This window comes from Citrobacter sp. RHB35-C17 (genome assembly GCF_013816795.1).
GTDB lineage: Bacteria > Pseudomonadota > Gammaproteobacteria > Enterobacterales > Enterobacteriaceae > Citrobacter_A > Citrobacter_A amalonaticus.
The window spans coordinates 3,180,945-3,207,754 of record NZ_CP057150.1 but is presented as its reverse complement, the minus strand read 5'-3'; the positions used below and the strand labels follow the sequence as shown (position 1 = coordinate 3,207,754).

The following is a 26,810-nucleotide window of genomic DNA, read 5'->3' as shown; positions in this document are numbered from 1 at the left end:
TTCATCAAACTGACCCGCTCCGGCGGGTTTATTTTTTTTCAGGAGACATCCATGTCTGCACTTTATGAAAAATCGCAGGGCACGAAGATCCAGATCACCTCTTCACCTGTAACACCCGATACAGTCGGTGCGGCAACATATCTGGACCTACAGTGCACAATTAAAGAAGTCCAGTTTACCGGCGGTCAGAAACAGGATATCGACGTAACTACGCTGTGCTCCACTGAGCAGGAGAATATCAACGGTCTTGGAGCTCAGTCGGAAATCTCGATGTCGGGTAACTTTTATTCAAACCCGGCGCAGGACGCCCTGCGTGAAGCTTACGATAACGATACCACTTATGGTTTCAGGATCATCTTCCCGTCCGGTATTGGCTTCCAGTTCCTTTCTGAAGTTCGTCAGCATACCTGGTCTTCAGGGACAAACAGTGTGGTGGCCGCAACGTTTTCGCTACGTCTGAAAGGTAAGCCGACGAAAATCGATAACGCGCTGCGTCTGACTACCGATTTGGCTGAAACGAAATCTGTCACTGCTGGTACTGCATTATCGCTGACGGTTGCGGCCGCTGGCGGTACCACACCTTATAGTTATGTGTGGAAAAAGGGCGGAAGCGTGGTAAGTGGACAAACTTCAGCGACGTTCAATAAGGCCAGCGCCGCAGCAGGTGATTCTGGCGATTACGTTTGTGAGGTAACTGATTCCTCAACCCCGGCAGGCAAAGTTATTTCAGAAACCTGTGCTGTAACGGTCGCGTAGTAAAAGGTATGACTAACCAGAGAGAAGCATAATGGCAAAGAGTCTTAAAGAACTTGCGCTGGCTAAAATGTCAGGCTTTCGTCATAAAATCATTACTGTTCCTGAATGGGGCGGCGTGAAGGTGGTTCTGCGTGAACCGTCTGGTGAAGGTTGGCTACGTTGGCAGGAGATTGCAAAATCCGGTACCGACGAAGAAGAAGTGACAGTATCGGAGAAAGCTCACCGTAACTTGTGTGCCGATGTGGCTCTGTTTATTGATGTGCTGTGTGATACCGACAAACAACCGGTATTCAATCAGGAGGAAGGAGAGCAGGTGCGTGAAATTTATGGCCCTGTTCATTCCCGCCTGCTGAAACAGGCACTTGATCTCATCACATCCGCGGAAGACGCAAAGGCAAAGTAGCCACCCCCGGTGTAAAGTTTCTGATGGCGCTCGCGCTCCGGATGGGGCGCACGCTCTCGGAACTCAGGCAGAGCATGACGGCCAGTGAGTTGCTTATGTGGATCGAGTTTGACAGACAGAGTCCTGTTGGTGATATTCGCGCTGATATACAGGCGGCGCAAATTGTGTCTGCAATTTATGGATCACAGGGGGGCAAGGTACCGCTGGACGATGCAATTTTGCGCTGGGGGAGTGATGAACAGAATGAAGGAAAGGACCCGTTTGCAAACCTTGAGGCTGCATTAACCGCAGCAACCCAGTGACATTATAATCATTCCACATTAATATTTATTGCCTTCTAAATATGGAATAGGGATATGAATAAATTACTTCTGGTTGTTGCTATCGCTCTATTATCTGGATGTTCTACGCAGCCCGTTTCTACAGAACAAGCAAGAAGTGTTTCTGCTGACAGAATTTGGGATAAAAAAATCGTTAAAAATTCTGCTGATACCGGAACAGTTGTCGTCAAAAGAGATTCCGGACTAATGGGTAGTGCGTGCCTTATCAGTATTTATATTGATGGCAATCCAATTGCAGATATTGATTCAAGGGAAAAAGTGACCTTCTACCCAAATCCAGGTCGGCATGTTTTAAGTGCAACACCTCATGGCTGGTGTGCTGGTGGCATGGTTGAGGTGGGGGCTGAAGTAGTTAAAGATAAGGTATTAATATACCGGGTTGGATACGGGGCTAACGGCGATTTCAGATTCTCACCTACAGCTTTTTAAGTAAACTCTCGAATTAAAGACACCCGCCTAAAAAGGCGGGTTTTTTATTGGGTGAAATATGGCGACTCTCCGCGAACTTATTATTAAAATTTCGGCTAACTCTCAGTCCTTCCAGACGGAGATCGCGCGTGCTTCACGCACCGGACAAGATTACTATCGCACCATGCAAAATGGTGGTCGTCAGGCGGCAGCCGCATCAAGAGAAACACAGAAGGCGCTGGCGGAAGTAACCAGTCAACTTAATTCAGCAAAAGCCTCTGCTATGGGGCTGGCTGGTGCTTTTGCAGGCGCATATGCCACTGGCCACCTGATTTCTCTGGCGGATGAATGGAGTTCGGTTAATGCCAGGTTAAAGCAAGCATCGCAATCGACTGATGATTTTAAAGAATCACAGCGTGCACTGATGGATATCAGCCAGCGAACCGGCACTGCATTTTCAGATAACGCCAGCCTGTTTGCTCGTTCGGCGGCTTCTATGCGTGAATATGGTTACAGTTCAGAAGAGGTTCTGAAAGTAACCGAAGCTATTTCAACAGGACTTAAGCTGTCTGGTGCCAGCACATCTGAAGCCAGTTCAGTAATCACCCAGTTCAGCCAGGCGCTGGCGCAAGGCGTCCTTCGTGGAGAAGAGTTTAACTCTGTCAATGAAAATGGCGATCGTGTAATACGCGCCCTTGCCTCTGGAATGGGAGTAGCCAGGAAAGACCTTAAAGCGATGGCTGATCAGGGACAATTAACCGCTGACAAGGCGGTGCCTGCTCTAATCAGCCAGCTTGGATCACTTCGCGAAGAATACAGTGCTATGCCGCAGACAGTGGCGGCAGCATCAACAAAAATTGAAAATGCCTTCATGGCATGGGTTGGCGGTGCTAATGAAGCGACCGGCGCGACAAGCGCACTGACCGGTGTTCTCAATACCATTTCAGATAATATTAACACTGTAGCTGCTGCCGCTGGTGCTCTGGCCGCTATTGGCGGTGCAAGGTTTCTTGGTGGTATGTTCGGCGATCTCAGTGGGCAAACAGCACAACTGATTGATGCACGTAAAAATGAGATTGCACTGGCTGCCGCCCGCGCCAGTTCAGCAACACAGTCTCAGCGAAAAGCAGCAGCTGATGCAATTGCAGCAGAACGATCTTACCAACTGGCTCAGACAGAGCTTGAGCTTGCACGTAACACCAATGCAGAGGCAACAGCAACGCAGAACGCTATTGCGAAAAGACGGGCTATGATCACGGCAAATGCCGCGCTGGTTCAGTCTAACCGTGCTGTTACTGCATCACAGCAGGCTCTTAACTCTGCGACCTCTGTGATGGGACTTGTCAAAAGTGGAGCAACAGGGCTGCTTTCACTGGTCGGTGGTCTGCCGGGATTACTGATGCTTGGCGCTGGTGCCTGGTACACCATGTACCAGAATCAGGAACAGGCCCGACAATCTGCCCGCGAATATGCAAACCAGATTGACGAGATCAAAGAGAAGACATCGAAAATGTCTCTTCCTGAGTTGGACAGCAACCGTAGTCAGACTGTCGCAGCACTGGAAGAACAAAAAAGGTTGATTACAGAGCAGGAAAAAAGTGTAGCCAGCCTGAACCGTCAGATTAATGAACTTAATGAGGCGAGAAATAAGCCGGGAATAACTCAAGAAAACGATCTCAACATTCTTAAGTCAATTTCAATACTGACTGATCAAATTTCAGTTGAGGAAGAAAAACTTGCTCAACTGAGAGAAAAATCTCGATCGGTATCGCAAGCTCTTGAGGAAAACGAAAGGCGGCGTAATGACCTGATTAAAGAGCGAGCCTGGCGTCAAAATGCTGAGTATCAGTCTCTGGTAAACATGAATGGCCAGCATACTGAATTCAACAGGCTACTGGGGCTTGGTAATGATCTTCTTCGTGCGAGACAGGGACTTGCCAACATTCCTCTACGTATACCTCAGGCCGATCTGACCAGCAAGCAGACTGATGCACTGGCGAAGAGTCGCCGCGAACTGGAGCTGTCACGGTTACAGGGAGAGGCGAAAGAGCGGGCGCGACTCGGATACGCCGCTGACGATCTCGGGCTTACAAATGATCCTCAGTATCAGACAAACAGACAGGAGTTGATAAACAACGGCCTGGCGGAATGGAGAAATAATCAGGCTAATAAGCCGAAAGCTAAAGGCGGGAAAACAGAAACTGAAAAAACGGCGGATACTTACGACAAGCTGATTAAACAGCAGAAAGAGCAAATCGCTCTGGCTGGGCAAAATACCGAACTGGCTAAACTGAAATATCAGGTAAGCCAGGGTGAGCTTGCTACGCTGACCGAAACGCAGAAACAAACGCTTTTGCAAAATGCAGCACTTATCGACCAGCAGAAGATTCGTGAACAACTGGCAGCATATGAAGCAAACCTCGCTGATGCCAACGCCAGTGCGCGATCTTCTAATCAGGCAGAGCTGACAGGGTATGGGCAGGGAAGCCGTATCCGCGAGCGAATGCAGGAAATGCTGCGCATACGAGAGGAATTTCAGCAGAAGAACGTTGATCTACAGCGGCAATATCAATCTGGAGATATTTCCGAGGACCTCTACCGTCAGGAACTGGCGCTGAATAAGCGCTATCTCGATGAACGTCTTCGCGATCAGGAAGCTTATTACACTGCCTCTGATGCCCAGCGCAGCAACTGGACCGCTGGCATGCGTGAAGGATTCGCTAACTGGGCTGATACTGCTTCGGATTACGCTTCGCAGTCTGCTGATCTGGTTAATAACTCCATGTCTGGGCTGGTCGGTAATATTTCTGATGCTCTGGCCGGTAATAAAGTCGACTGGGAAGACTGGGCCAATTCGGTGCTTCAGTCTATGCAGAAAATCATTCTGAACGCGATGCTGGTGGATTCCCTGCGGTCGGCCAGTAATAGCGGTTTTTTCAGTTCTATTGGCGGAATGTTTGGTGCGTCTGGGGCTGGTGGAAGTACACCCTCAGGCGCTTATAACTCTGCTGCGTCTGGTATTAAGTTGAATGGCAAAGGAGGTGCCTATGCTTCTGAAAGTCTCAGTGCTTACAGCAACAGCGTTGTGAGGACACCAACTTATTTTGCTTTCGCAAAGGGCGCGGGGCTGATGGGAGAAGCTGGGCCAGAAGCGATTATGCCGCTGACGCGTTCTGCCGATGGTTCTCTGGGGGTCCGTATGGTTGGGGCACAGCCCGCATCTGGTGGGAATGGGGATATAAATATTACCCAACACTTTTCCATCTCCGGTAACGGTGACGCGGCACTGAAACAGGCTATGCAGGAAGCCGCCCGTCAGGGAGCGACTGACGGTGCGAAACAGGCACGTCAGGATTTGCTTCAGGACTTTTCCAATCGGGGCCAGGCGCGTCGTTTATTAGGCGTGTGACGTCCAAATTTTTCAATATAAATTGCCGAAAGGCAGGAGATAGTTATGACTTTAGAGCAACGAGTGGAAGCGCTGGAGTTCAAGGTGGAATTTCCAGAAAAGAATGGATTAAGTTTCACTATGAACAAAGACTTAGCCATGAAATTCATACAGCGCATTGGCAGCAATGTGTCGGTAAATATCGGTTCAAAAACGCTGGCTAACATTCCATACAGTGAAGAGTTAACAACTGATTTTACACTAGAAGGGTACAATCAGCGTGCAAAAGAGCATGCTCAAAATGTTGTCGTGAAGATTATTGAAGCGGCCCAGAAACAGGCCGCTCATAAGATGAATATCACTAATGATGAAGTGAAGATAGTTGATAAATGTGGATCTATTCGGGTTTCGTTAGGGCCACTTTGGTAATCATTGCAAGCCGCGCTATATCTTTATGGCAAGGCACACCCTCATTCATTTTATAGGCATTATCAAGCGTCTCGAACAACGCGGAGGAGAACTCAGGATCTAATTTATCTATTGCTCTGGCTAGTGCTGCGTAGCCAACAATAAGTGCATCCACAGTGCGCTCATATGATGGCATATCCAAATCCATGCCTATCTCTTCGAATGTATATTTACTCATGTCATTCCTTATCCAGAGGTAATCAGCCATCCCTCTGCATATAGGTTCGCCAGCGTCCCACCACTGACGGGCTGAGTAACAACCATAACCAGGTATGTAAATCAGTAACATCCTGATAAACGATCAGTAGCCGCCTTATGCGTATTTCTCCAGGAGTGATTTATGGCTGCACTTGAATGGCCGAATGATATCTGTCCGGCGTCTTTAACTTGGCGACCTGAAAGCAACACAAAAACTTTTCGATCCCACTTCAACGGCGTATCACAGACTGTCCGTTTCCCTGGTACCCGTTGGGTATGTTCCCTGACTTTCAACAATCTTTCAGATGAGAAGTCGCGACGTATTGATGCGCTAATTGCTGAACTCGATGGTGAGTATGGCAGGGTGAAAATCCACGACTGGGGGCGGGGAGGAAGAACACCGGCAGGTGTACCGGTTGTGAATGGTGCCAGTCAGACGGGGACACAATTGCAGACGCGCGGATGGACTCCTGGCGTAATGGTTTTGAAACAAGGCGACTATATCACTGTGAACGATGAACTGAAGATGATCACCGCCGACGTGACGAGCGCCGCTAACGGGACCGCCATGATTACGTTTGCGCCAATGCTTCGTAGTCCCCCGCCAGCTAATGCTGCGATTGAGGTGGAGAAACCTTACGGTATTTTCAAACTGAAGGATAACCAGCAGGGGGCGGGGAACAGGGTGCCAGGAGTGTTTACGAGTTACACGCTGGAGCTTGAGGAGGCGTTTTAATGTTGTATTCACCATTTTCTGACGCAATGGTTGACTGGCTTTCCCGCGACCGGGTGACAGCGGTGATCGCCGCAAGCATTCAGTTTGAGTCCGGCACTGTTTACGTGCATTCCGGTACCGGGACGATAGTGCTGGGTGGCTACGTCTATTACGGCATGGGACGCATGGGCTCGATTGATGATGCCACTGAGACGAACACGACCAGCCCGACGCAGGTGAAGATGACGCTTTCCGGGCTTGACCTGTCACTGTTCGCCAAAACACTGAATGAACGTTGTGTGGGGCGTAATGCTGAAATCTACCTGGTTGCGATGGATGACAACGGCGTGGTGCAGGTTGCCGATCTTCTGTTTAAAGGGAAGGTATCGGGTACCGGGGCCACAGCCGGGGAAACCAACGCTCTTCAGTACACCATCAGTAATATTTTTGAAGACTGGCAACGACCTTTCCCGGATCGCTATACCGACGAATCACAGCAGGCTTCTTATTCTGGCGACCGCATATTCCGCTATGTGGCGCAGATGGCTGAGCGTTCCATTTTCTGGGGCAACAAAAAGGATGCGCCTGGGTTTACTTATAAGTGAGGAAGCATGAAGCACCCTGACTGGCAAAACAGATTAAATGCAGTGATGAAGGCCGCTATTGAGCGGCCTTTTTCATGGGGCAAACATGACTGTTGCTTGTTTGCGGCTGACTGCGCACAGGCCATGTGTGGCGATGACTATGCGGCAGACTGGCGTGGAACTTATGACAATGAACCGGGGGCTAAAAAGGCCATTCTTCGCGGTGGTGGTTCACTTGAAAAGGTGTTTGCACGATATCTCGACGAAGTACCGGTGAAACTGGCGCAGCGTGGTGACATCGCCATCGTCGAGAACGGTGGGGCGAAGTGCGCTGGTGTGGTGTATTCCGGTTCGGTCTGGGTGCCTGGTGAAAATGGTCTGGTGAGTTTACGGGTAAAACCGCTGAGCGTCTGGAGGGTTCGTTAATGCCTGCTGCTATTCCTGTCATTGCGACCGTTGCAGCAGGTGCTGCTGCTTCATATCAGTATTACGGGATCGCAATGGCGATCACTGTTGCCGCCCAGGTTGCAACTCAGGCACTCACCAAAAAACCATCCATCGATTCATACCGTGACACATCAGAACGTAAACAGGTTCTTCGTGCAGCGGCCAGCGCCAAAACGGTTGTGTATGGACGTACCACTGCCGCCGGTACGTTGTTCTTTTCAGAAGAGCAGCCAGGCGAACAGGCTGACGGGGAGATGCTGCATCTGGCGGTAGCCCTCGCAGGGCATTCATTATCCAGCATCGGAACGGTATGGCTCGGCGACGAACCCATCAGCAGTTATCCCGAGCATGCATCATTCCAGTTGCACACGAACCGGCAGACCGCTGATCCGTTCATGCTGTCGAACTGCCCGTCATGGAAAAATGACATGATCGGTAAGGGGATCACATGGCTTCGTGTCTCCCTGAAATTCAGCGCAGAGAAATTCCCGTCCGGTATTCCCAATATCAAGGTAGAGAAGTTTGGGCGCGTCGTATACGACCCGAGAACAGGCCTGACTGGATACAGTAACAACGCGGCGCTGGTTATCCTGGACTATTACCGTAACTACCTGAAGGTTCCTGATTCAGACATCAACTGGGATCAGTTTCAGGAAGCCGCCAACATCTGCGATGAGGATGTGATCACCGGCGGCAATACCGTCGAAAGACGCTACACGATCAACGGTGAGTTTGACCTCAGCGAAAACAAGGTGGGCATTCTGGAGGGGATGCTTGCGGCCTGTGCAGGAGACGTGACCTATATTGCCGGAAAGCATGGTTTGCTGGTTGGTGCGTACTATGGCCCGGCAACGGAAGTGATCACTGAAAGCCAGCTGGCCGGTGATATCGAAATCATGCCGGAAGTTTCCCAGTCTGAGCGTGTAAACACTATCAAGGGAACCTTCGTCGATCCGCAGCAGGGGTTTACTGAAGCTGATTTTCCATCCGTATCGGTAAGCGAGTGGGTGGCGGAGGACGGCGTCGAAATCTCGCAGGATATGAAACTGCGATTTGTGACGAGTGAGTTTCAGGCTCAGCGCCTGGCTGATGTGAAGTTAAAGCGTACCCGTATTGCCAGAACGATGAACGTTACGCTGAATCTCAGCGGCTACCGATATCGCCCCGGAATGTATGTGAAGGTCAATTTTCCGTCTATCGGCATCGTGAACGTTGAGATGCGGGTGACGGACTGGAAATTCGGTGTGCAGAATGGCGTGCAACTGACACTGAAACAGGAAACGGCTGATGTATGGGGTGATGCTGTTGGCAAGCCTATAGAGCGCCCTCCATTCACTCAGTTACCGTCCGGTGGTGTTGCCCAGCCGCAGAACATGAAGTACACCGTTGAAGAAATCGGCCAGGTGGTCCAGGGGATACTGTCCTGGGAAAATATCGGGCAGGTTGTCTATAACAAAGTCGTCATTCGTCGAAATGGCCAGATGGTGCTTTCTGCTCAGGTGCCGGGTTCTTTCACTCGTCTGACTGGGTTGCCAAGGAATACCTACACGGCGCATGTTTCAGCGGTGAATCAGATGGGGGCTGAATCTCCGGAAGCTTATCTTGAGTTCAGTGTTGAAGCGCCGCCGCCGCCCTCGCATGTTGATATTGAGCAGGGGTTCTTTGCGGTGACGATGATCCCCCGCCTCGCTGCTATCACCAACGTTTCCACCCAGTTCGACTTCTGGACATCAGGTGAGACGCAACTGTCGGGCACCTCAACTGAAATCGTTGAGGGCAACGCCAGCAGAGAGGGGATGGGCACCATGTGGACCAGCAATCAGTTGCAGGTCGGGCATACCTATTACTGGTATATCAGGACCATTAACGCATTCGGTGCTTCTGCATTTATCGAAGTCCCTGCTCTGTGCTCAATGGATACAGGAAGCCTGATCGACCTCATTGATGATTCTGTTCAGAATTCCGAAGCGTTCCAGAACGTTAAAGGCGGGGTTGATACAAACCTTGAAGGCATAATGGAAAATGCCCTCGCCAATCACGGTACAGTTCAGCGTCAGTTTGAGCAGTATGGTGAAGTCAAAGCCGAAGTTATGACGGTGAGCACTACGGTTGCAAATCTGGATGGCGCATTAGCTGAACTGGCTGATTATGTACAGGCGCAGATCGGGCCGGATGGGGAACTGATGGCGGCTGTAAATCAGAAATTAACAGCCGAAGTGAACAACGATGGTACTGCGAAAGCGTCGTACACACTGAACCTTGGGATTGTCAGAAACGGTGTGAAATATAACACCGGGTTTGGCATGTCCATCGAGCCTTCAGGCAGCACATATAAATCCACAGTGGTTTTTGCGGCTGATCAGTTCGGCATTTATTCTGGTAGCGATCCTGGAAATTACACCGCCGCTTTCTTTGTCTATAACGGACAGGTATTTATCCGCGATGCGCTTATTCAGGATGCCAGTATCACCAACGCCAAAATTGGCAGCTATATCCGCTCGAATAATTTCCTCGCCGGAACACGTGGCTGGAATATTGATAAAAGTGGCGACTGTGAATTCCATGGGAAACTGTATGCGACCAGCGGCCAGTTTGCATTTAACGGTGTGAATAATACGGTCGTTATTAACGGGAATGGAATTACTGTCAATCTGTCTGGCGGTGGGCGAGTCGTTGTTGGTAAATGGTAGGTGAATTATGCCGGAAGGTATTCTGATTGATTATAACGATGGTCGCCCGGTAATGGCGATTACAGCGGGGCTTCGTGCCCCGTCGTTTTGCACGAACTTCTCGGGGCGCGGCACAGCCGGTAATCAAATGACAATAAGCACTCCGCTAACGTCAGGGTCACAGGTGATTGTCGTACCAACGAAGCCGGCAGAAGTCCAGGAAATCATCGATAACCAGGTATTTCTTCAAATCCCAGTATCAATGGCGTCAGTTGCACGAAATGGAAATAGCGGAGTAATCATCAACGGCGGTCCCCAGTTCGGTTACAACCTCACCCCGCAGGACTGGAGCGGCACGGTTCTTGAGATATTGCCTGCTGGAACTTATAACACCGGCCTGCTTGTGGCTGACTCTACCGATTTCACCGCTATATCGAACAACGCAAAATTAATGACATGCGCATGGGTTGGGCAGTGGGTTGTGAATGGGTCCCGCGCCCTTCCTGTTAGCGGGATACCCTTCGCCCGCTGGGATAATGGCGGTGTATCAGTAGGATTCGACGGCACCAATATTATTGTGCGGGATACTAATTACACCGGGGCCGATGACGTTACAGGGAGTGTTACATTAGACCTGGTTATATTCAATAATACCGCTCCGGTTGGTGGGGACGGTATCACCATGACCAACTCAGCGGGGCAGGTGACATTTTCCACACTCAAGCGACCGTTTATTTACGAACGCCTTCTTACCGTGTCCGACAGTAACCAGACAGTCGGAACCAGCTTTACGCAATTATGTTTTGTCGGGTCAAATAGCCGCAAGATTGGTGACTACGATAATGTGCGCTTTAAGGGAATGATTCGGTCCGGGAGTAATATCCGCGCCGGGCTTAGTCGGGTTGTTGGTAATTATTACAACCAGGGCTTTAACAATAATTTTAACCAGAACATCGCAATGCCGATCCTTGTCCTTCCCCCCATGTATTGAGGAAATACTATGTCAGCAGGAACATTAACCCTGACCAATAACTCAGATTTGGTCTCCGGGGCAGGCACCTCATTTTCCACGGAACTGACCGCCGGTGATTTCGTTGTCGCTACCGTTGGGGGTGTAACTTATACGCTGCCGGTTAAGTCCGTTGAAGGTGATACTGAAATCACCCTCATCAGCAAATATCCCGGTCCTACACAGCAAGGTTCCGCGTGGAACGCAGTACCACGTGCCACGCAGAACCAGATTACGGCGGCGTTGGTGGTGCAGAGCACCGAGGCATTGCGTGGGCTGAACTACGACAAACAAAACTGGCAGGCTGTATTCAGTGTGGACGGTAATATCACCGTCATGTTACCGGATGGCTCCTCCTTTTCTGGTCCCTCGTGGTTAAGTATTGCAAACATCCTGAACACACTGGATGTTGAGTATCTCGATCAACTTGCTGCACAAATCAAACAGGATGCACAGCAGGTTGAAGCCGATAAAAACACTGTCGTTGACACTGCTCAGCAGGTATCAACGGATGCGCAGACAGCAACCACTGCTGCAACTGGTGCGCAGGACTCAGCCGCTGATGCTGCCGAGAGTGAAACGAATGCCGAAGGCTATAAAGAACTGGCTCGAAAATATGCGCTTAACCCGGAAGATAACCCGGTAACAGGTAACGAATATTCAGCGCTTCACTATTCGGAGAAAGCGAAAAAATCCGCAGTTGAAGCGGCATCTCACAATCCTGCTGAGGCGCTCGTTAAATCGCTTAACCTGTCAGACCTGGCGGATCGTGCCGCCGCCTGGCTTAATATTCGCCCTCTTGGGTCTACTCCGCTGGCAGGGGATGCAGTAAACCCATACGATGCGCCAACATTACGCCAGGTTGAGAACATGGTCGGCGGTGGTGGCGGTGTAGGACCTACGCTTAATGGGGTGCAAAACTTTGGCGTAGGGTTGTCGACTTTGTGGACCAGTCGCGCATTTATCCCTGCGTGGGCCGTGGTGGCGGACGGGCAGTTACTTAACCGTGTTGACTGGCCCGAACTATGGGCGCATGCACAGATGCACACACCGATTTCGGACGCGGATTGGTTAGCTAACCCAGGCATGCGCGGCAACTACTCCAACGGCGACGGATCGACAACTTTCCGTATTCCTGATTTTAACGGCGTGCAAGACGGGTCTATCCCTGGTTTGTTCGGACGTGGTGACCAGGGTGGGTTATTGCCGGCGGGCAATCTATACGAAAGCGCAGCACCAGACATAACGGGCGCATTCGGAAACATAGCCAGCGCGGTTAGCGTCAACTATCCTATCCCCGTAGCTGCCGCTAACGGGGCGTTCAAGCTTAGAGGTGGTAGCGGATCGTCTCGTGGGTATTCTTTAGGCTCGACTGCATCAGAGCAGAAGATCATCACCACAGACCCCGCGTCGACGTATGTAGACTTTAAAGCGTCCGACAGTAACCCTGTATATGGGCGTAGCGCTAACCAGGTATGGCCTAACTCTTTTGTCGGTGTCTGGATCATCCGCGCATCCGGCGGGTTTACGGCGGCTAACACGCTATGGACAGTTACTAACGCGGACGCCTCTTTGCCGGGTTCTGGAACATTAGTAAAAGGCGGGGAAGTAAAATCCGTCTATCGCGCCGATGAGAAAACGGTGCACGAAATGGCTATGCAGTCCGGCTATACGGTTGGAAACAACTTAGCCGAAGGCAATATTACACAATCACGGTATGACGCATCCGGAGTTCTTGTTGAGGCGGAATCATATGGATTCAGGTCTAACGGCCTGGGTGGCTCAGTGATAACGCACATACCAGGACAGACAAACAGTTTTGGCAACTGGCAGAAACTTATCTCAACGCAAAGGACATATTTCTTAACTGGCGACACCGATACCCCGACCGGTGGTGTCGTGTTCGGGTTCAGTACCGGGCATGCTATAGCGGCGGCTGGGCAGTACGGACTTCAGGTATGCGGGCGGAATAGCGGTATGTGGTTCCGTTCAGTAGAGGGTGGCAATTTCCATGGCTGGCAGAAGGTAACATCAGCAGCCGTATGTGATGCCACGCTTAAGGATGAGATCACTGATACAGACGGCACGTTATCGCTGGAAAACATCAAAGCGATGGAGTTAAAAACATTCGTCTATAAGGATGATGATAAGCGACGTGTACGGCGCGGGGTGATTGCCCAGCAGATCCGCAACATTGATCCGTGCTACGTCAAGGAAGTGCACAACGGTGACGAAGTAAACCTGGTGCTGGACAGCAACCCGTTATTGCTGGATGCCATTTCCGCCGTTAAGGTTCTGGCGCGGCAGGTGGAAGAGTTGCAGGCCGAATTAAAGACGCTGAAAGGCGAGTAAAAGAAGGGGGCCAGTAGGCCCCTTTTTTTGGGTTCAGTCTCTGAACAGTGATCTATGAGTTTAAAGATCAGCAAGATACTCAGCGTTAAATATTGATAGTTTCCGCCTGTATTAAACTGTGTCGAACCGGGCATGATAGTCCATTTCGGCATACTAAAACCTGTAATGTTTGCGTATCCGAAGGCTGGTAATCATTATAAAAATTTAGCTCAATTTAGGTAACTAGTGGATATCGTCTATCAGTCTGTAGTAAACAATATAGAAGGATTTTCTTGCGTAAAATGAGGGGAGAGGGATTTGCTTACGTTTTATGAGATTGCATCAATCAACCATAGATTACTGGATATCAGTGATACATGGGCCGATTTGTGGGTGTGCCTTCACTATTTACCAGTTGGTATCGGAAGGGTAAGAATGCTTCGCTATACTAACTTGGTTGGTAGTAATTTGACCTTTGAGCAAAGAGGAAGATTGAAGGAAATAAATATAATAGCTCCTTCGCCGGTTCGAAACATAATTTTACGCAGAAGGGAAATTTATCCTGATGATGTTTATGTTTTCCAGAGTCATTCTAATCGAGTTAAAGCAGAGGAAAAACCCGTGACAGTTGTTGCATTTAACCGGGCGCTTAAGCTCGCCTCTTCGGGGGTTACGACAAAGAATGTCACCAGTAAATGCGCCTGAAAAAAGTTGCCGTTGTTCGTCGTATGCAGGAACGGACGGCGGCTGGCGATCGTTCGATAGTGCGAGTATTGAATGATTGCCAGCCGGTGCGGATTCTACATATGCAATATGACAAAACAATGCTCTTATTCTGACACCAGCCACATATCAGATTCTTCAAACATTTCCTCAAGCATGCGGTTCAGCCGTTCTTTCTCAGTTTTGGTGCAGTCGCTGTTTAAGGCGTTAGCCTGCATTGGCTTTACCCTCACCTCAGCATCGGGAAAAATCCGGTGCACCCGCTTCGTCAATTCGGCCAGAATGATGTTACTTGCACCTGGCAACCCGGCAACGTTTCTCTTGTCATAAACCAGCTCAACAAACATTTTTACCTTCTCCCTTTACTGGTTGGATATACAGTATATATACTGTGTTTTTATCCAGTGTCAATAGTAGATAGAGGTAACTATGGGCTTCCCTTCTCCGGCAGCGGACTACATTGATCATCGCATATCGCTTGATGAGAAATTCATAGATCATCCAGCATCTACATACTTCATGAGAGCCGGGCAAACCTACTGGCGAGAAGGCATTTTGAACAGTGCCTTGTTAGTCGTTGATAGTTCACTTACGCCATGTGATGGTTCTCTTCTCGTCTGCAACATAGAGAATGAGCTAAGGATAAAGCGTTATCGTTTACACCCAAGACCGCACCTGGTGAATCTGGAGAGCGGTAAGCGCGAAGAGATACCAGACTCAACGGGTGACTACAATATGACTTCGCCAGTATTTGGGGTGATCACTTACATCATCAATGATGCACGCTCTGGTGAGTTTGATGATTGTCCGGTAATGTGAAAGCTTAAAATATTGTGTACATTTTTGGGTACATATTGCATTTATTTTTTGTTGATAAAATTATTATATTCAATAAGTTGTGAATTTTAATAACCTTATCCATTTAACTAAGGGGACGAGGCGGCACGAGTATACCGGTTTTTGTTTGCCCCGGTAAGAGAGTGACCGCCTGACTGTTCAAACCGTCGCCATTCAGGACTGTTTTTCCTCCTTTTTCTGCGCATTGTCTCTTTTTTGCGCCGCGATTCTGGCTTCTTCTTTGCGGGCGTTGCTCATATCGTTGCGGATCTGCGCGTGGCTCATCAGGGCAAAGATAAAAGTACCGCCGCAAATGTTTCCGGCAAGCGTGGGTAAGGCAAACGGCCAGAGGAAATCGCTCCAGTGCAGCGTGCCGTTAAATACCAGATAGAGAATTTCGACTGACCCGACGACGATGTGGGTGGTATCGCCCAACGCAATCAGCCACGTCATCAGGATGATCACCACAATTTTCGCTGCACCCGCCGCCGGGAACATCCAGACCATGGTGGCAATCAGCCAGCCGGAAATAATGGCATTGGCAAACATCTCCGTAGGTGAATTTTTCATCACGTCCATGCCGATCTTCACGAACGCATCGCGGGTCTCTTCGTTGAAAATGGGCATGTATTCAAAGGCCCACGCCGCGACGCCGGTGCCCAGCACGTTCCCCAGCAGTACGATACCCCACAGTCGCATCAACAGGCCCGCGTTACTGAGCGTCGGATTCTGCATGACGGGCAGCACGGCGGTGACGGTGTTTTCAGTGAACAACTGCTGGCGAGCCATGATGACGATGATAAAGCCAAAGGTATAGCCGAGATTCTCCAGCAAGAAACTGCCGGGTACCCCCTCCAGTTCAACGTGGAAGATCCCTTTTGCCAGCAGCGAAGCCCCCATCGAAAGCCCGGCGGCGATGGCAGACCACAGCAATGCCATCGCGTCCCGTTCCAGCTCTTTCTCCCCGTCCTGACGAATATGCTCATGAATCGCCATCGCCCGCGAGGGGAGGCGATCCTCATCCAGTTCTATCTTCTTCCCATCCTGTTTTTCTTCACTTTCGACGGCAAGCTCGTCGCTATGTTTATCTAATTTGTCGTTTTCATGATCGACCATTATTCGTCTCCGGTATAAGCACTGACACGTTAAAGCGTAGCGGTTTTTAGCCTCCCCCCTGTCAGGACATGTTCTGAAAACGCAAAAATGGTAACGTTTGTTTTTCTTCATCCCGCTAAAATAGAAGCGCGACGATTCTGGTGTGACCAGGCTATGATCAAATCAACAAGTTCGGTGATATAGACATCGTTTGACGTACTGTTACAATCGCTCACACCTTTACAGGCGGATACGATAGCGTTCCGTCATGGATGGCAATCAGCGATAGCCATAATTAACAGGGAGACATTTATGAAGCTTCGCCTGTCGGCGCTTGCGCTGGGAACCACACTGCTGGTGGGGTGTGCGAGTTCCGGCACAGAACAGCAGGGGCGTTCAGACCCGCTTGAAGGGTTCAACCGCACCATGTACAACTTCAACTTTAATGTGTTGGATCCGTATATCGTTCGACCGGTGGCCGTCGCATGGCGTGATTATGTTCCGCAGCCTGCCCGTAATGGTCTGAGCAACTTCACTGGCAACCTGGAAGAGCCGGCGGTGATGGTGAACTATTTCCTGCAGGGCGATCCGTATCAGGGGATGGTGCATTTCACCCGCTTCTTCCTCAACACGATCCTGGGGATGGGGGGCTTTATTGACGTCGCCGGTATGGCGAACCCGAAACTGCAGCGTGTTGAACCGCATCGCTTCGGCAGCACTTTAGGTCACTATGGCGTAGGTTACGGTCCTTACGTGCACTTACCGTTCTATGGTAGCTGGACGATCCGTGATGATGGCGGAGATATGGCGGATACGTTATATCCGGTGCTCTCCTGGCTGACCTGGCCGATGTCTATTGGTAAATGGACGATTGAAGGGATTGAAACCCGCGCGCAGTTGCTGGATTCCGATGGTCTGCTGCGTCAGTCTTCCGATCCCTATATTATGGTTCGTGAAGCTTACTTCCAGCGTCATGATTTTATCGCTAATGGCGGCAAGCTCAAGCCGCAGGAAAACCCGAACGCGCAGGCGATTCAGGATGAACTCAAAGAGATCGATTCCGAGTAAGCCAGATTGAGCAAATAAAAAGGTGAGCTAAAAAGCTCACCTTTTTTACATCTGCAAGAAATCAGAATGCGTAGTTGAAGTTGGTACCGAACAGCCAGGCTTTACCTTCAGACTCGAACTGGTACGGACCTTCGTTAATCTTAACGCTCTGACCGTGCATATAAGAGACACCAACGTCCACAGACGCATCTTTATTGAAGGCGTAGGTGGTACCGGCGCTCAGCCAGAAGCGGTCCTGATCCGGAATCGAGATAGAGCGGTTTTGTGATGGAACCGGGCTATCATCGAAGGCGATACCGGTACGGAACGTCCAGTTATCATCGTAGTAGTAGGTGGTACCCAGTGCGATGCGGTAAGCGTCTTTAAAGCCTTCATGTTTCTGGAACAGCGTATCACCACTGGTGGATTTCGCTTTCAGCTCCTGGAACTGACTCCAGCTGGTATAGGCCAGGCTGTAGTGGATAGCCCACTGCGGCGCTACGCGGTTATAACCGGACACTTCCCACATTTCTGGCAGGTTAAGCGTCAGGTAACCTGACTGAGTGGCGCCGCCGGTAGCGGTCGGGATACCCAGGTTGTAGTTGTTGATCGCCGGAGGCAGATCGCTGCTGTAATTACCTTTAAAGTCAATTTTGACTTCAGAACGGTAGGTCAACGCGTAGCGGTTGTTTTTATCCAGTTCATACAGGATCCCGGCGTTCCAGCCGAAGCCCCATTGGTTACCATTCAGATGAGCAATTTTGGTATCGCTTGGGATGCCATTTGCGGTGGCAGCCAGTTGCTGACCCTGCGGCGTTTGTCCGGCAGGAGAGTTCATCACCTGACCGGCGACCAGTTGACCCAGGTCACCGGCGAAGCGTTCGATTTTCGCACGCGCATAAACGGCGTTCAGACCAAGCCCGAAGCTCCAGGCGTCGTCTAAGCGATAGGCGCCGCTTAAGTTGAGGTTCATGGTTTCGAGGTCGGTGGTACCGCCAACAGAACCGCCTGCGTAGGTATCGTTGAACTCTGTTGCCAGACCGTAGTTAGAGGTAATTGATGCCCCCCAACCGAACTGATCGTTAATTGGCGCAACAAAGTGTGCGTTTGGCACCCATGCCGTTGGCGCGATGTTATCGGCATCAAGGCTACGACCAGACGGTGAGCGTCCGCTGATGTTGACGTCCGGATCGATATAGACCGCACCCGCAGAGAACGTCGGGCGATCGAACATTGTGATCAGCGCTGGGTTACGGCTGACGTTACCTGCATCGTCTGCGATAGCGCCTTCACCCGAATAGGCCCGGCCGAGGCCAGAGGAAGAAAATTCGTTTAACTGAAAGCCTGCAGACCAGGCCTGGGTGGAGATAATTGCCACTGCGACTGCGAGAGCAGACTTTGTTAACAGGGTTTTCTGGCTCATGACCATAACCTCAATTGATTTATTTTTATACAAACTATGTTACATGGTGTAACAGGAGCGCGAAGTGTAGGGTCTGTGGTACAACATAGAAATCAGACCAGTGGCGTGAGTATAGGTCTGACCAGCTGAAATGTTGCAAGTATGTTTATAACTTTTTTCAATTGTGATCTTAAAAACGCGATCCAGCTGGCAAAATTGACGGTTTGCGCACTCACCCTTTTAGGTGAAATTTGTTTTAGATCATTTTTAATTGTGATTTCGGTCACTTATCGCATTTCGCACAATTAACAACTGGAGAGGTGAATGTGGGGGGCGTAAAATATCCCCATCGTTTATCTGGCACCCTGGGTGCGAAATACAGAGGAAATCTACAATGAGTAAATGCAGTGCTGATGAAACCCCGGTTTGCTGCTGTATGGATGTTGGTACCATCATGGACAACTCCGATTGCACCGCATCATACAGCCGCGTGTTCGCTAACCGCGCAGAGGCTGAAGAGACGCTGGCGGCGCTGACCGAAAAAGCGCGTAGCGTGGAATCTGAACCGTGCAAAATCACCTCGACCTTCACCGAAGAGTCTGACGGCGTGCGTCTGGATATCGATTTTGTCTTCGCCTGCGAAGCCGAAACCCTGATTTTCCAGCTGGGTCTGCGTTAATCCCGCCTCGTTGTTTCTGATGCCCCGGTGAGTTTTCCCCGGGGCATTTTCGTTTCAGGCAGTGATTATTCACTGTGTCGTAGCTCTCACTTTCTTTGCGCTCCGCTTGGCTAAATGTAAAAAATTGGTTAAGACTATGATCAGGTCAGACCACTTATTTATTTTTTACAGGGGAGTGTTATGAGTCAGGCATTACCGCTGGTCACCCGTCAGGGCGATCGCATCGCCATCGTGAGCGGATTACGTACGCCTTTTGCCCGTCAGGCGACCGCATATCATGGCATTCCCGCCGTCGATCTCGGCAAAATGGTGGTTGGCGAACTGCTTGCACGCAGTGAAATCTCTGCTGATGTGATTGAACAACTGGTTTTTGGCCAGGTGGTACAGATGCCGGAAGCGCCGAACATCGCGCGTGAAATTGTGCTCGGGACCGGGATGAATGTGCATACCGATGCCTACAGCGTCAGTCGTGCCTGTGCAACCAGTTTTCAGGCAGTGGCTAACGTCGCAGAAAGCCTGATGGCCGGCACCATTCGTGCGGGTATCGCCGGTGGGGCTGATTCATCTTCGGTGCTGCCCATTGGCGTCAGCAAAAAACTGGCGCGGGTGCTGGTCGATGTCAACAAAGCCCGCACGATGGGGCAGCGTCTGAAACTCTTTTCCCGTCTGCGCTTGCGCGATCTGATGCCCGTCCCGCCTGCTGTGGCGGAATACTCAACCGGTCTGCGAATGGGCGATACCGCCGAGCAGATGGCGAAAACCTACGGGATTACCCGTGAACAACAGGATGCCCTGGCGCATCGCTCTCATCAGCGGGCTGCCCTGGCGTGGGCAGAAGGTAAGCTCGCCGATGAAGTCATGACCACTTACACACCGCCTTTTAAAGAGCCCCTGTCTGAAGATAACAATATTCGCGGCAACTCCACGCTGGCAGATTACGCCAGACTGCGTCCGGCATTTGACCGCAAGCATGGCAGCGTTACGGCGGCAAACAGCACTCCGCTGACCGATGGCGCGGCGGCAGTCATCCTGATGACGGAATCTCGAGCGAAAGAGTTGGGGCTGGTTCCGCTCGGCTATCTGCGCAGCTACGCGTTTACCGCGATCGATGTCTGGCAGGATATGCTGCTGGGTCCGGCCTGGTCTACGCCGCTGGCGCTGGAACGTGCGGGCATCACAATGGCCGATCTGACGCTTTTCGATATGCACGAAGCCTTTGCCGCGCAGACGCTTGCCAATCTCCAGTTACTTGGCAGTGAGCGTTTTGCCCGCGACGTGCTCGGTCGAAGCCATGCCACTGGCGAAGTGGATGACAGCAAATTTAACGTACTTGGCGGTTCAATTGCCTTTGGACATCCATTTGCCGCGACGGGCGCGAGGATGATCACGCAAACGCTGCACGAATTACGTCGTCGTGGTGGCGGCTTTGGCCTGGTCACCGCCTGCGCAGCGGGTGGGCTGGGTGCGGCAATGGTTCTGGAGGCGGAATAATGGAAATGACATCGGCTTTTACGCTTAACGTGCGTCTGGACAACGTCGCGGTCATCTCTGTTGATGTCCCCGGAGAAAAGATGAATACCCTTAAGGCGGAGTTTGCCTCGCAGGTACGCATCATTCTTAAACAGATTCGCGAGAACAAGGCGATTCGCGGCGTCGTCATTATTTCTGCAAAAGCGGACAATTTTATTGCCGGGGCGGATATCAATATGATTGGCCGCTGCAAAAGCGCCCAGGAAGCAGAAACGCTGGCGCGACAGGGGCAGCAACTGATGGCCGAGATTAACGCGCTGCCGATTCCGGTGGTGGCCGCCATTCACGGCGCTTGCCTGGGTGGCGGACTTGAACTGGCGCTGGCCTGTCATACTCGCGTTTGCACGGACGATGCAAAAACCGTACTCGGTTTACCGGAAGTGCAACTCGGGCTGCTGCCGGGGTCGGGCGGTACCCAACGGCTACCCCGACGGGTGGGTGTTAGTACGGCGCTGGATATGATCCTCACTGGTAAGCAACTTCGCGCGAAGCAGGCGCTGAAAGCGGGGCTGGTGGATGAGGTAGTCCCGCAGACGATCCTGCTGGATGCTGCCGTGGAATGGGCGAAAAAAGATCGTCCCGTTCACCGCGCTTTACCGGTTCGTGAACGTATTCTGGCGGGCCCGCTCGGACGGGCGTTGCTGTTCCGCATGGTTAGCAAGAAAACAGAACAGAAAACCCAGGGAAATTACCCGGCGACAGAACGTATTTTACAGGTGATTGAAACCGGACTGGCACAGGGGAGTAGCAGCGGCTATGACGCGGAGGCGCGCGCGTTTGGCGAGCTGGCGATGACGCCGCAATCGCAGGCGTTACGCAATATCTTTTTTGCCAGTACGGACGTGAAAAAGGATCTGGGCAGCGAGGTGCCGCCAGGGCCGCTTAACAGCGTCGGCGTTTTAGGTGGTGGACTGATGGGAGGCGGTATTGCGTACGTCACAGCCTGTAAAGGTGGCTTGCCAGTTCGTATCAAAGACATAAATACCAAAGGAATCAATCACGCGCTGAAATACAGCTGGGATCAGCTTGAAACGAAGGTACGTCGTCGGCATATCAAAGCCAGTGAACGTGACAAACAGCTGGCGCTAATATCGGGTTCGACCGACTATCGCGGCTTTTCCCATCGCGACCTGGTGATTGAAGCGGTATTTGAAGATCTGTCGTTAAAACAACAGATGGTGGCGGAAGTTGAGCAGAATTGCGCATCCCACACCATTTTTGCCTCCAACACGTCATCTTTACCGATTAGCGATATTGCGGCCAAAGCGGCCAGGCCTGAGCAGGTGATTGGTCTGCACTTCTTTAGCCCGGTAGAAAAAATGCCGCTGGTGGAGGTGATTCCGCATGCTATGACGTCGGGGCAAACCATCGCCACTACGGTTAAGCTGGCGAAAAAACAGGGCAAAACGCCAATTGTGGTGCGTGATAAGGCTGGGTTCTACGTAAACCGCATTCTTGCGCCGTATATCAATGAAGCGATTCGCCTGCTGACCGAAGGTGAGCGGGTCGAGCAGATCGACAGCGCACTGGTAAAGTTTGGTTTTCCGGTTGGGCCAATCCAACTTTTGGATGAGGTCGGAATCGACACAGGCACTAAAATTATACCGATACTGGAAGCCGCTTATGGCGAGCGTTTTAGCGCCCCTGCAAATGTTGTTTCATCAATTTTGAATGACGATCGCAAAGGTAGAAAAAATGGTCGGGGTTTCTATCTTTATGGGGCGAAAGGGCGTAAAAGCAAAAAACAGGTCGACCCTACAATTTATACGCTTATAAGCGCTCAGGGGCAGAGCCGGCTCTCCGCTTCGCAGATTGCGGAACGCTGCGTCATGTTAATGCTCAATGAGGCGGCGCGCTGCTTCGATGAGCAGGTGATCCGTAGCGCGCGCGACGGTGACATTGGCGCAGTGTTTGGTATTGGTTTTCCTCCGTTTCTCGGTGGCCCGTTCCGTTATATGGATTCTCTCGGGGCGGGTGAAGTGGTTGCGGTATTGCAACGTCTGGCTTCGCTGTATGGTCCGCGGTTCACGCCGTGCGATACGTTGTTACAGATGGCGGAGCGGGGTGAAAGTTTCTGGAAAGCAGATGCAACTGACCTGAAAGAACAAGGTCAAATGTAAGGTATATCCGCACTGAATGGCTGTGGGTTGGTTAAATTGTAAACACAGATTGACTATACTTACGCCATTGAGGTAAAACACAGCGTTTCATTCAGTGAACGGATAAGGCACAATGCCGGCCACTGCATTACAGCAACCCTGAGGGGTTTTGGCTGGGGTGCGTGTGATTCTGGTTAACAAAAGCGGTGCAATATGCAAGTTTTTATCATGCGTCACGGCGACGCGGCCCTCGATGCCGCCAGTGATTCGGTTCGTCCCTTAACCCCCTGCGGTTGTGACGAATCACGCCTTATGGCGAACTGGCTGAAAGGTCAAAAAGTGGATATCGAACGTGTTCTGGTGAGCCCGTTCCTGCGAGCCGAACAAACGTTGGATGTGGTAGGGGGATGCATGAACCTGCCACGCGACGTGGATGTTTTGCCGGAGTTGACTCCCTGCGGCGATGTCGGTCTGGTCAGCGCCTATTTGCAGGCTCTGGCCAATGAAGGCGTAGCCACCGCGCTGGTAATCTCCCACCTTCCGTTAGTGGGTTATCTGGTGTCCGAGCTGTGTCCAGGCGAAACGCCGCCGATGTTTACCACCTCCGCGATTGCCAGTGTGACGCTGGATGAAAGCGGAAAAGGGGTGTTCAACTGGCAGATGAGCCCGTGCAACCTCAAAATGGCGAAAGCGATTTAACCGCTGTATTATCTGTAAAGAACCGCTGATGCGGCTCTTCAGACTGCTGACAAAGAAGAAAAAACGTGGTTTTTCCTTCTTTGTGGTTATCAGCCGAAAATCAATAAATTGATTTTCCTGGTTTTTTAATGAGGTGCTCTCTGCTTGTCGGGGGGCCGGAATCAGGTTTATCACTACGCTAAAGAGCCGCTGATGCGGCTCTTGTTGTTTCTGTGCTCAGGGCAGTTCCGGCGGCGCCCACTCTTCCACTTCGATTAACACCAGCAGCGCGGCATCGCCGCCGTACTCTTTCGGTGCCTGATGGAAGGCCATGACGTGCGGATGCTGCGCCAGCCACAGCGGCGTCTGTTGTTTCAGCACATGTTTGCCGTGACCGTGCATCACGCAGGCGCAAAACACATGTTCCCGGCGGCAGGCGGCAATCAGCGCGCCCAGTTCCTGCTTTGCCTGAAGCTGCGTCAGACCGTGTAAATCGAGAAACAGCTCCGGAGAGTAATCGCCACGGCGCATTTTCTTCAGCTCGAAATGGCTCACGTCAGGACGGACATATTTGACCGGGCCTTCCGTATTCAGCAGCGGCTGAAACTCATCAGAGAAATAATGGCTGGCATCGGCCTGCTCCGAAAGCAGCCGCTTAACCGGCACCTCGGTGATCTTTTTACGCAGCGGGCGATGAACAATGGTGTCCTGTTTAATCTGACGGGTGCCGGTCATCAGCTGCCGGAACAGCGCCTGGTCCTCCTCGCTCAGCGATGTTTTCTTTTTCATTCTGCGATCTCATCTTTTTTTATTGTCCGTTAGTTTACCCGACTCGATGCGGATGCGAATGCTCAAAACGCAATTTTCACCCGCAACCCCTGCGTGATTGCTGATTTATCGCCGTCTTCATGGCAAACTAGCCGCCGAAATTAATGCGAGCATGCCCTGGAGGAACAGGTGGATAAAATTTTCGTTGATGAAGCAGTGAGTGATCTGCATACCATTCAGGACATGTTGCGCTGGGCGGTCAGCCGTTTTAGCGCGGCGAATATCTGGTACGGTCACGGTACCGATAACCCGTGGGATGAAGCCGTGCAACTGGTGTTGCCATCGCTGTATTTGCCGCTGGATATTCCAGAAGATATGCGTACCGCGCGCCTGACCTCCAGCGAACGCCATCGTATTGTTGAGCGCGTAATCCGCCGTGTGAACGAACGTATTCCGGTGGCCTATCTGACCAACAAAGCCTGGTTCTGCGGCCATGAGTTTTATGTTGATGAGCGCGTGCTGGTGCCGCGTTCTCCAATTGGTGAGTTGATCAACAACCGCTTTGCGGGGCTGGTCAGGGAGTCGCCTCAGCTTATCCTTGATATGTGTACCGGTAGCGGCTGTATTGCGATTGCCTGCGCCTATGCCTTCCCGGAAGCGGAAGTGGATGCGGTAGATATCTCGGCGGACGCGCTGGCCGTGACCGAACACAACATTGAAGAGCACGGTCTGATCCATCATGTCACGCCGATTCGTTCCGATCTGTTCCGTGACCTGCCGAAGGTTCAGTACGATCTGATCGTAACCAACCCGCCGTACGTTGATGCGGAAGATATGTCCGATCTGCCTAATGAATATCGTCATGAGCCGGAACTGGGTCTGGCGTCCGGCACTGACGGCCTGAAACTCACCCGTCGCATTCTGGGCAACGCGCCGGATTACCTGTCTGATAACGGCATTCTGATTTGTGAAGTCGGTAACAGCATGGTACATCTGATGGAACAATATCCGGATGTGCCGTTCACCTGGCTGGAATTTGACAATGGCGGCGATGGCGTCTTTATGCTGACCAAAGCCGAGTTGATTGCTGCCCGCGAGCACTTCAGCCTCTATAAAGATTAAACCACAACGACAACAACGAGACCGCAATGGCAGGAAATACAATTGGACAACTCTTTCGTGTAACCACCTTCGGCGAATCGCACGGGCTGGCGCTCGGTTGTATCGTCGACGGTGTGCCGCCAGGCATTCCGCTGACAGAAGCTGACCTGCAGCACGATCTCGACAGACGTCGCCCTGGCACGTCGCGTTACACGACGCAGCGTCGCGAACCGGATCAGGTGAAAATCCTCTCCGGCGTGTTTGAAGGCGTAACGACGGGGACCAGCATAGGTTTGCTGATTGAAAACACCGATCAGCGCTCGCAGGACTACAGCGCTATTAAGGACGTGTTTCGTCCGGGACACGCAGACTACACTTACGAACAGAAATATGGCCTGCGCGATTATCGTGGCGGCGGGCGTTCTTCCGCGCGAGAAACCGCGATGCGCGTGGCGGCAGGTGCCATTGCTAAAAAATATCTCGCTGAAAAATTTGGCGTAACCATTCAGGGCTGTTTGACCCAGATGGGCGACATTCCGCTGGCAATCAAAGACTGGTCGCAGGTCGAGCAAAACCCGTTCTTCTGTCCTGACCCTGATAAAATTGAAGCGCTGGACGAGCTGATGCGCGCGCTGAAAAAAGAGGGCGATTCCATTGGCGCGAAAGTGACCGTGGTCGCCAGCGGTGTGCCGGCAGGCCTGGGTGAACCCGTCTTTGACCGACTTGATGCCGATATCGCCCACGCGCTGATGAGCATCAACGCGGTGAAAGGTGTCGAAATTGGTGACGGCTTTGAGGTCGTGGCGCTACGCGGCAGTCAGAATCGTGATGAAATCACCAAAGACGGCTTCCAGAGCAATCACGCCGGCGGTATTCTGGGCGGGATCAGTAGCGGCCAGCAAATCGTGGCCCACATGGCGCTGAAACCGACGTCCAGTATTACCGTTCCGGGTCGCACAATTAACCGTTTTGGCGAAGAGGTGGAGATGATCACGAAAGGTCGTCACGATCCGTGCGTGGGGATCCGTGCGGTACCCATCGCGGAAGCGATGCTGGCGATCGTGCTGATGGATCACCTGTTACGTCAACGGGCGCAAAATGCGGATGTCAAAACGGATATTCCACGCTGGTAAG

At 51.5% G+C, this 26,810-nt stretch carries 25 protein-coding genes and 1 pseudogene; 21 read left to right on the top strand and 5 right to left on the bottom strand.

The window, feature by feature from the left end; genetic code table 11:
- Positions 1-51: 51 nt before the first annotated feature.
- Genes HVZ37_RS15260 through HVZ37_RS15235 form a run of 6 tightly spaced genes read left to right on the top strand, consistent with a single transcriptional unit; the run spans position 52 to position 5,725 of the window.
- A complete protein-coding gene (locus HVZ37_RS15260) occupies positions 52-756 on the top strand; it encodes an immunoglobulin domain-containing protein (protein WP_044268361.1) in 705 nt (234 codons plus the stop codon).
- Between the two features lie 31 nt (positions 757-787).
- Positions 788-1,159, top strand: coding sequence for a phage tail assembly chaperone (locus HVZ37_RS15255; RefSeq protein WP_044268357.1), 372 nt, complete (start codon positions 788-790; stop codon positions 1,157-1,159).
- Between the two features lie 23 nt (positions 1,160-1,182).
- Complete coding sequence (locus tag HVZ37_RS15250) at positions 1,183-1,461, top strand: DUF4035 domain-containing protein (RefSeq protein ID WP_044268354.1); 279 nt, start codon at positions 1,183-1,185, stop codon at positions 1,459-1,461.
- Between the two features lie 54 nt (positions 1,462-1,515).
- Positions 1,516-1,929: a hypothetical protein gene (locus HVZ37_RS15245; RefSeq protein WP_072011101.1), complete on the top strand. Its 414-nt coding sequence runs from the start codon at positions 1,516-1,518 to the stop codon at positions 1,927-1,929.
- A 58-nt stretch (positions 1,930-1,987) separates the two neighbouring features.
- The gene (locus tag HVZ37_RS15240) at positions 1,988-5,317 is read left to right on the top strand and encodes a phage tail tape measure protein (RefSeq protein ID WP_181627670.1); all 3,330 of its coding nucleotides are present in this window, start codon (positions 1,988-1,990) and stop codon (positions 5,315-5,317) included.
- Positions 5,318-5,362: 45 nt separating this feature from the next.
- The gene (locus HVZ37_RS15235) at positions 5,363-5,725 is read left to right on the top strand and encodes a hypothetical protein (protein ID WP_178826343.1); all 363 of its coding nucleotides are present in this window, start codon (positions 5,363-5,365) and stop codon (positions 5,723-5,725) included.
- Here HVZ37_RS15235 and HVZ37_RS15230 read toward each other — a convergent pair.
- A complete protein-coding gene (locus HVZ37_RS15230) occupies positions 5,694-5,942 on the bottom strand; it encodes a hypothetical protein (RefSeq protein WP_044257081.1) in 249 nt (82 codons plus the stop codon). The genes HVZ37_RS15235 and HVZ37_RS15230 overlap by 32 nt on opposite strands.
- Positions 5,943-6,104: 162 nt before the next feature.
- On the opposite strand from HVZ37_RS15230, the gene HVZ37_RS15225 reads away from it, so the two are divergent.
- From HVZ37_RS15225 to HVZ37_RS23280, 7 genes and pseudogenes are all read left to right on the top strand, one after another.
- Complete coding sequence (locus tag HVZ37_RS15225) at positions 6,105-6,698, top strand: hypothetical protein (RefSeq protein ID WP_181627669.1); 594 nt, start codon at positions 6,105-6,107, stop codon at positions 6,696-6,698.
- The gene (locus HVZ37_RS15220) at positions 6,698-7,282 is read left to right on the top strand and encodes a hypothetical protein (protein ID WP_044257086.1); all 585 of its coding nucleotides are present in this window, start codon (positions 6,698-6,700) and stop codon (positions 7,280-7,282) included. Before HVZ37_RS15225 ends, HVZ37_RS15220 begins: the two co-directional genes overlap by 1 nt.
- 6 nt (positions 7,283-7,288) lie before the next feature.
- On the top strand, positions 7,289-7,687 hold the full coding sequence (locus HVZ37_RS15215; protein WP_178826345.1) for a hypothetical protein: 399 nt from the start codon (positions 7,289-7,291) through the stop codon (positions 7,685-7,687).
- Entirely contained in the window at positions 7,687-10,398 is a 2,712-nt protein-coding gene (locus tag HVZ37_RS15210) for a DUF1983 domain-containing protein (RefSeq protein ID WP_181627668.1), read from the top strand. Before HVZ37_RS15215 ends, HVZ37_RS15210 begins: the two co-directional genes overlap by 1 nt.
- Positions 10,399-10,405: 7 nt before the next feature.
- The gene (locus HVZ37_RS15205) at positions 10,406-11,368 is read left to right on the top strand and encodes a DUF6453 family protein (RefSeq protein ID WP_181627667.1); all 963 of its coding nucleotides are present in this window, start codon (positions 10,406-10,408) and stop codon (positions 11,366-11,368) included.
- Between the two features lie 9 nt (positions 11,369-11,377).
- Positions 11,378-11,761, top strand: a pseudogene (locus HVZ37_RS23155) (hypothetical protein); the annotation flags it as partial.
- Between the two features lie 495 nt (positions 11,762-12,256).
- The gene (locus HVZ37_RS23280; RefSeq protein WP_346654975.1) at positions 12,257-13,738 is read left to right on the top strand and encodes a tail fiber domain-containing protein; all 1,482 of its coding nucleotides are present in this window, start codon (positions 12,257-12,259) and stop codon (positions 13,736-13,738) included.
- A gap of 809 nt (positions 13,739-14,547) precedes the next feature.
- Here the strand turns inward: HVZ37_RS23280 and HVZ37_RS15195 are convergent.
- Positions 14,548-14,787, bottom strand: a complete 240-nt coding sequence (locus HVZ37_RS15195) for a DinI family protein (RefSeq protein ID WP_104446768.1) — start codon at positions 14,785-14,787, stop codon at positions 14,548-14,550.
- An 82-nt stretch (positions 14,788-14,869) separates the two neighbouring features.
- On the opposite strand from HVZ37_RS15195, the gene HVZ37_RS15190 reads away from it, so the two are divergent.
- A complete protein-coding gene (locus tag HVZ37_RS15190) occupies positions 14,870-15,259 on the top strand; it encodes a S24 family peptidase (RefSeq protein WP_181627665.1) in 390 nt (129 codons plus the stop codon).
- A 192-nt stretch (positions 15,260-15,451) separates the two neighbouring features.
- Here HVZ37_RS15190 and HVZ37_RS15185 read toward each other — a convergent pair whose 3' ends face one another.
- Positions 15,452-16,393: a formate/nitrite transporter family protein gene (locus tag HVZ37_RS15185; RefSeq protein ID WP_044258449.1), complete on the bottom strand. Its 942-nt coding sequence runs from the start codon at positions 16,391-16,393 to the stop codon at positions 15,452-15,454.
- Positions 16,394-16,684: 291 nt separating this feature from the next.
- Here HVZ37_RS15185 and mlaA point away from each other — a divergent pair, with 291 nt between their 5' ends.
- A complete protein-coding gene (gene mlaA, locus HVZ37_RS15180; RefSeq protein WP_181627664.1) occupies positions 16,685-17,440 on the top strand; it encodes a phospholipid-binding lipoprotein MlaA in 756 nt (251 codons plus the stop codon).
- A 61-nt stretch (positions 17,441-17,501) separates the two neighbouring features.
- On the opposite strand, the gene fadL is transcribed toward mlaA, so the two are convergent.
- Complete coding sequence (gene fadL / locus HVZ37_RS15175) at positions 17,502-18,842, bottom strand: long-chain fatty acid transporter FadL (RefSeq protein WP_042999959.1); 1,341 nt, start codon at positions 18,840-18,842, stop codon at positions 17,502-17,504.
- Positions 18,843-19,215: 373 nt separating this feature from the next.
- Here fadL and HVZ37_RS15170 point away from each other — a divergent pair, with 373 nt between their 5' ends.
- The 4 genes from HVZ37_RS15170 to sixA all read left to right on the top strand — a co-directional run bounded on the left by HVZ37_RS15170 (position 19,216) and on the right by sixA (position 23,828).
- On the top strand, positions 19,216-19,500 hold the full coding sequence (locus HVZ37_RS15170; protein ID WP_042317736.1) for a YfcZ/YiiS family protein: 285 nt from the start codon (positions 19,216-19,218) through the stop codon (positions 19,498-19,500).
- Between the two features lie 180 nt (positions 19,501-19,680).
- Positions 19,681-20,991 (top strand): acetyl-CoA C-acyltransferase FadI, encoded by a 1,311-nt coding sequence (gene fadI, locus HVZ37_RS15165; protein WP_181627663.1) that lies wholly within the window; start codon positions 19,681-19,683, stop codon positions 20,989-20,991.
- Complete coding sequence (fadJ, locus tag HVZ37_RS15160; protein ID WP_181627662.1) at positions 20,991-23,150, top strand: fatty acid oxidation complex subunit alpha FadJ; 2,160 nt, start codon at positions 20,991-20,993, stop codon at positions 23,148-23,150. The genes fadI and fadJ overlap by 1 nt, the downstream gene beginning before the upstream one ends.
- Before the next feature lie 192 nt (positions 23,151-23,342).
- The gene (sixA, locus tag HVZ37_RS15155; protein ID WP_042999962.1) at positions 23,343-23,828 is read left to right on the top strand and encodes a phosphohistidine phosphatase SixA; all 486 of its coding nucleotides are present in this window, start codon (positions 23,343-23,345) and stop codon (positions 23,826-23,828) included.
- Between the two features lie 216 nt (positions 23,829-24,044).
- Here the strand turns inward: sixA and smrB are convergent, their stop codons facing one another.
- Positions 24,045-24,596 carry an endonuclease SmrB gene (gene smrB, locus HVZ37_RS15150; protein WP_042999963.1) on the bottom strand — a complete coding sequence of 184 codons (552 nt, stop codon included), beginning with the start codon at positions 24,594-24,596 and terminating at the stop codon, positions 24,045-24,047.
- Between the two features lie 168 nt (positions 24,597-24,764).
- Here smrB and prmB point away from each other — a divergent pair, with 168 nt between their 5' ends.
- Positions 24,765-25,697 carry a 50S ribosomal protein L3 N(5)-glutamine methyltransferase gene (gene prmB / locus HVZ37_RS15145; RefSeq protein WP_044267843.1) on the top strand — a complete coding sequence of 311 codons (933 nt, stop codon included), beginning with the start codon at positions 24,765-24,767 and terminating at the stop codon, positions 25,695-25,697.
- Positions 25,698-25,723: 26 nt separating this feature from the next.
- Complete coding sequence (gene aroC, locus HVZ37_RS15140; protein ID WP_042999965.1) at positions 25,724-26,809, top strand: chorismate synthase; 1,086 nt, start codon at positions 25,724-25,726, stop codon at positions 26,807-26,809.
- The last annotated feature ends 1 nt before the right edge of the window (position 26,810 follow it).

Coding starts and splice junctions, on each gene's coding strand:
- HVZ37_RS15225 (WP_181627669.1), top strand. CDS start 6,105: ATGGCTGCACTTGAATGGCCGAATGATATCTGTCCGGCGTCTTTAACT.
- HVZ37_RS15215 (WP_178826345.1), top strand. CDS start 7,289: ATGAAGCACCCTGACTGGCAAAACAGATTAAATGCAGTGATGAAGGCC.
- fadJ (WP_181627662.1), top strand. CDS start 20,991: ATGGAAATGACATCGGCTTTTACGCTTAACGTGCGTCTGGACAACGTC.
- HVZ37_RS15230 (WP_044257081.1), bottom strand. CDS start 5,942: ATGAGTAAATATACATTCGAAGAGATAGGCATGGATTTGGATATGCCA.
- HVZ37_RS15210 (WP_181627668.1), top strand. CDS start 7,687: ATGCCTGCTGCTATTCCTGTCATTGCGACCGTTGCAGCAGGTGCTGCT.
- sixA (WP_042999962.1), top strand. CDS start 23,343: ATGCAAGTTTTTATCATGCGTCACGGCGACGCGGCCCTCGATGCCGCC.
- smrB (WP_042999963.1), bottom strand. CDS start 24,596: ATGAAAAAGAAAACATCGCTGAGCGAGGAGGACCAGGCGCTGTTCCGG.
- HVZ37_RS15235 (WP_178826343.1), top strand. CDS start 5,363: ATGACTTTAGAGCAACGAGTGGAAGCGCTGGAGTTCAAGGTGGAATTT.
- fadL (WP_042999959.1), bottom strand. CDS start 18,842: ATGAGCCAGAAAACCCTGTTAACAAAGTCTGCTCTCGCAGTCGCAGTG.
- HVZ37_RS15250 (WP_044268354.1), top strand. CDS start 1,183: ATGGCGCTCGCGCTCCGGATGGGGCGCACGCTCTCGGAACTCAGGCAG.
- HVZ37_RS15245 (WP_072011101.1), top strand. CDS start 1,516: ATGAATAAATTACTTCTGGTTGTTGCTATCGCTCTATTATCTGGATGT.
- HVZ37_RS15190 (WP_181627665.1), top strand. CDS start 14,870: ATGGGCTTCCCTTCTCCGGCAGCGGACTACATTGATCATCGCATATCG.
- HVZ37_RS15185 (WP_044258449.1), bottom strand. CDS start 16,393: ATGGTCGATCATGAAAACGACAAATTAGATAAACATAGCGACGAGCTT.
- HVZ37_RS15260 (WP_044268361.1), top strand. CDS start 52: ATGTCTGCACTTTATGAAAAATCGCAGGGCACGAAGATCCAGATCACC.
- HVZ37_RS15195 (WP_104446768.1), bottom strand. CDS start 14,787: ATGTTTGTTGAGCTGGTTTATGACAAGAGAAACGTTGCCGGGTTGCCA.
- HVZ37_RS15240 (WP_181627670.1), top strand. CDS start 1,988: ATGGCGACTCTCCGCGAACTTATTATTAAAATTTCGGCTAACTCTCAG.
- aroC (WP_042999965.1), top strand. CDS start 25,724: ATGGCAGGAAATACAATTGGACAACTCTTTCGTGTAACCACCTTCGGC.
- HVZ37_RS15205 (WP_181627667.1), top strand. CDS start 10,406: ATGCCGGAAGGTATTCTGATTGATTATAACGATGGTCGCCCGGTAATG.
- HVZ37_RS15220 (WP_044257086.1), top strand. CDS start 6,698: ATGTTGTATTCACCATTTTCTGACGCAATGGTTGACTGGCTTTCCCGC.
- HVZ37_RS15170 (WP_042317736.1), top strand. CDS start 19,216: ATGAGTAAATGCAGTGCTGATGAAACCCCGGTTTGCTGCTGTATGGAT.
- HVZ37_RS15255 (WP_044268357.1), top strand. CDS start 788: ATGGCAAAGAGTCTTAAAGAACTTGCGCTGGCTAAAATGTCAGGCTTT.
- mlaA (WP_181627664.1), top strand. CDS start 16,685: ATGAAGCTTCGCCTGTCGGCGCTTGCGCTGGGAACCACACTGCTGGTG.
- HVZ37_RS23280 (WP_346654975.1), top strand. CDS start 12,257: ATGGTCGGCGGTGGTGGCGGTGTAGGACCTACGCTTAATGGGGTGCAA.
- fadI (WP_181627663.1), top strand. CDS start 19,681: ATGAGTCAGGCATTACCGCTGGTCACCCGTCAGGGCGATCGCATCGCC.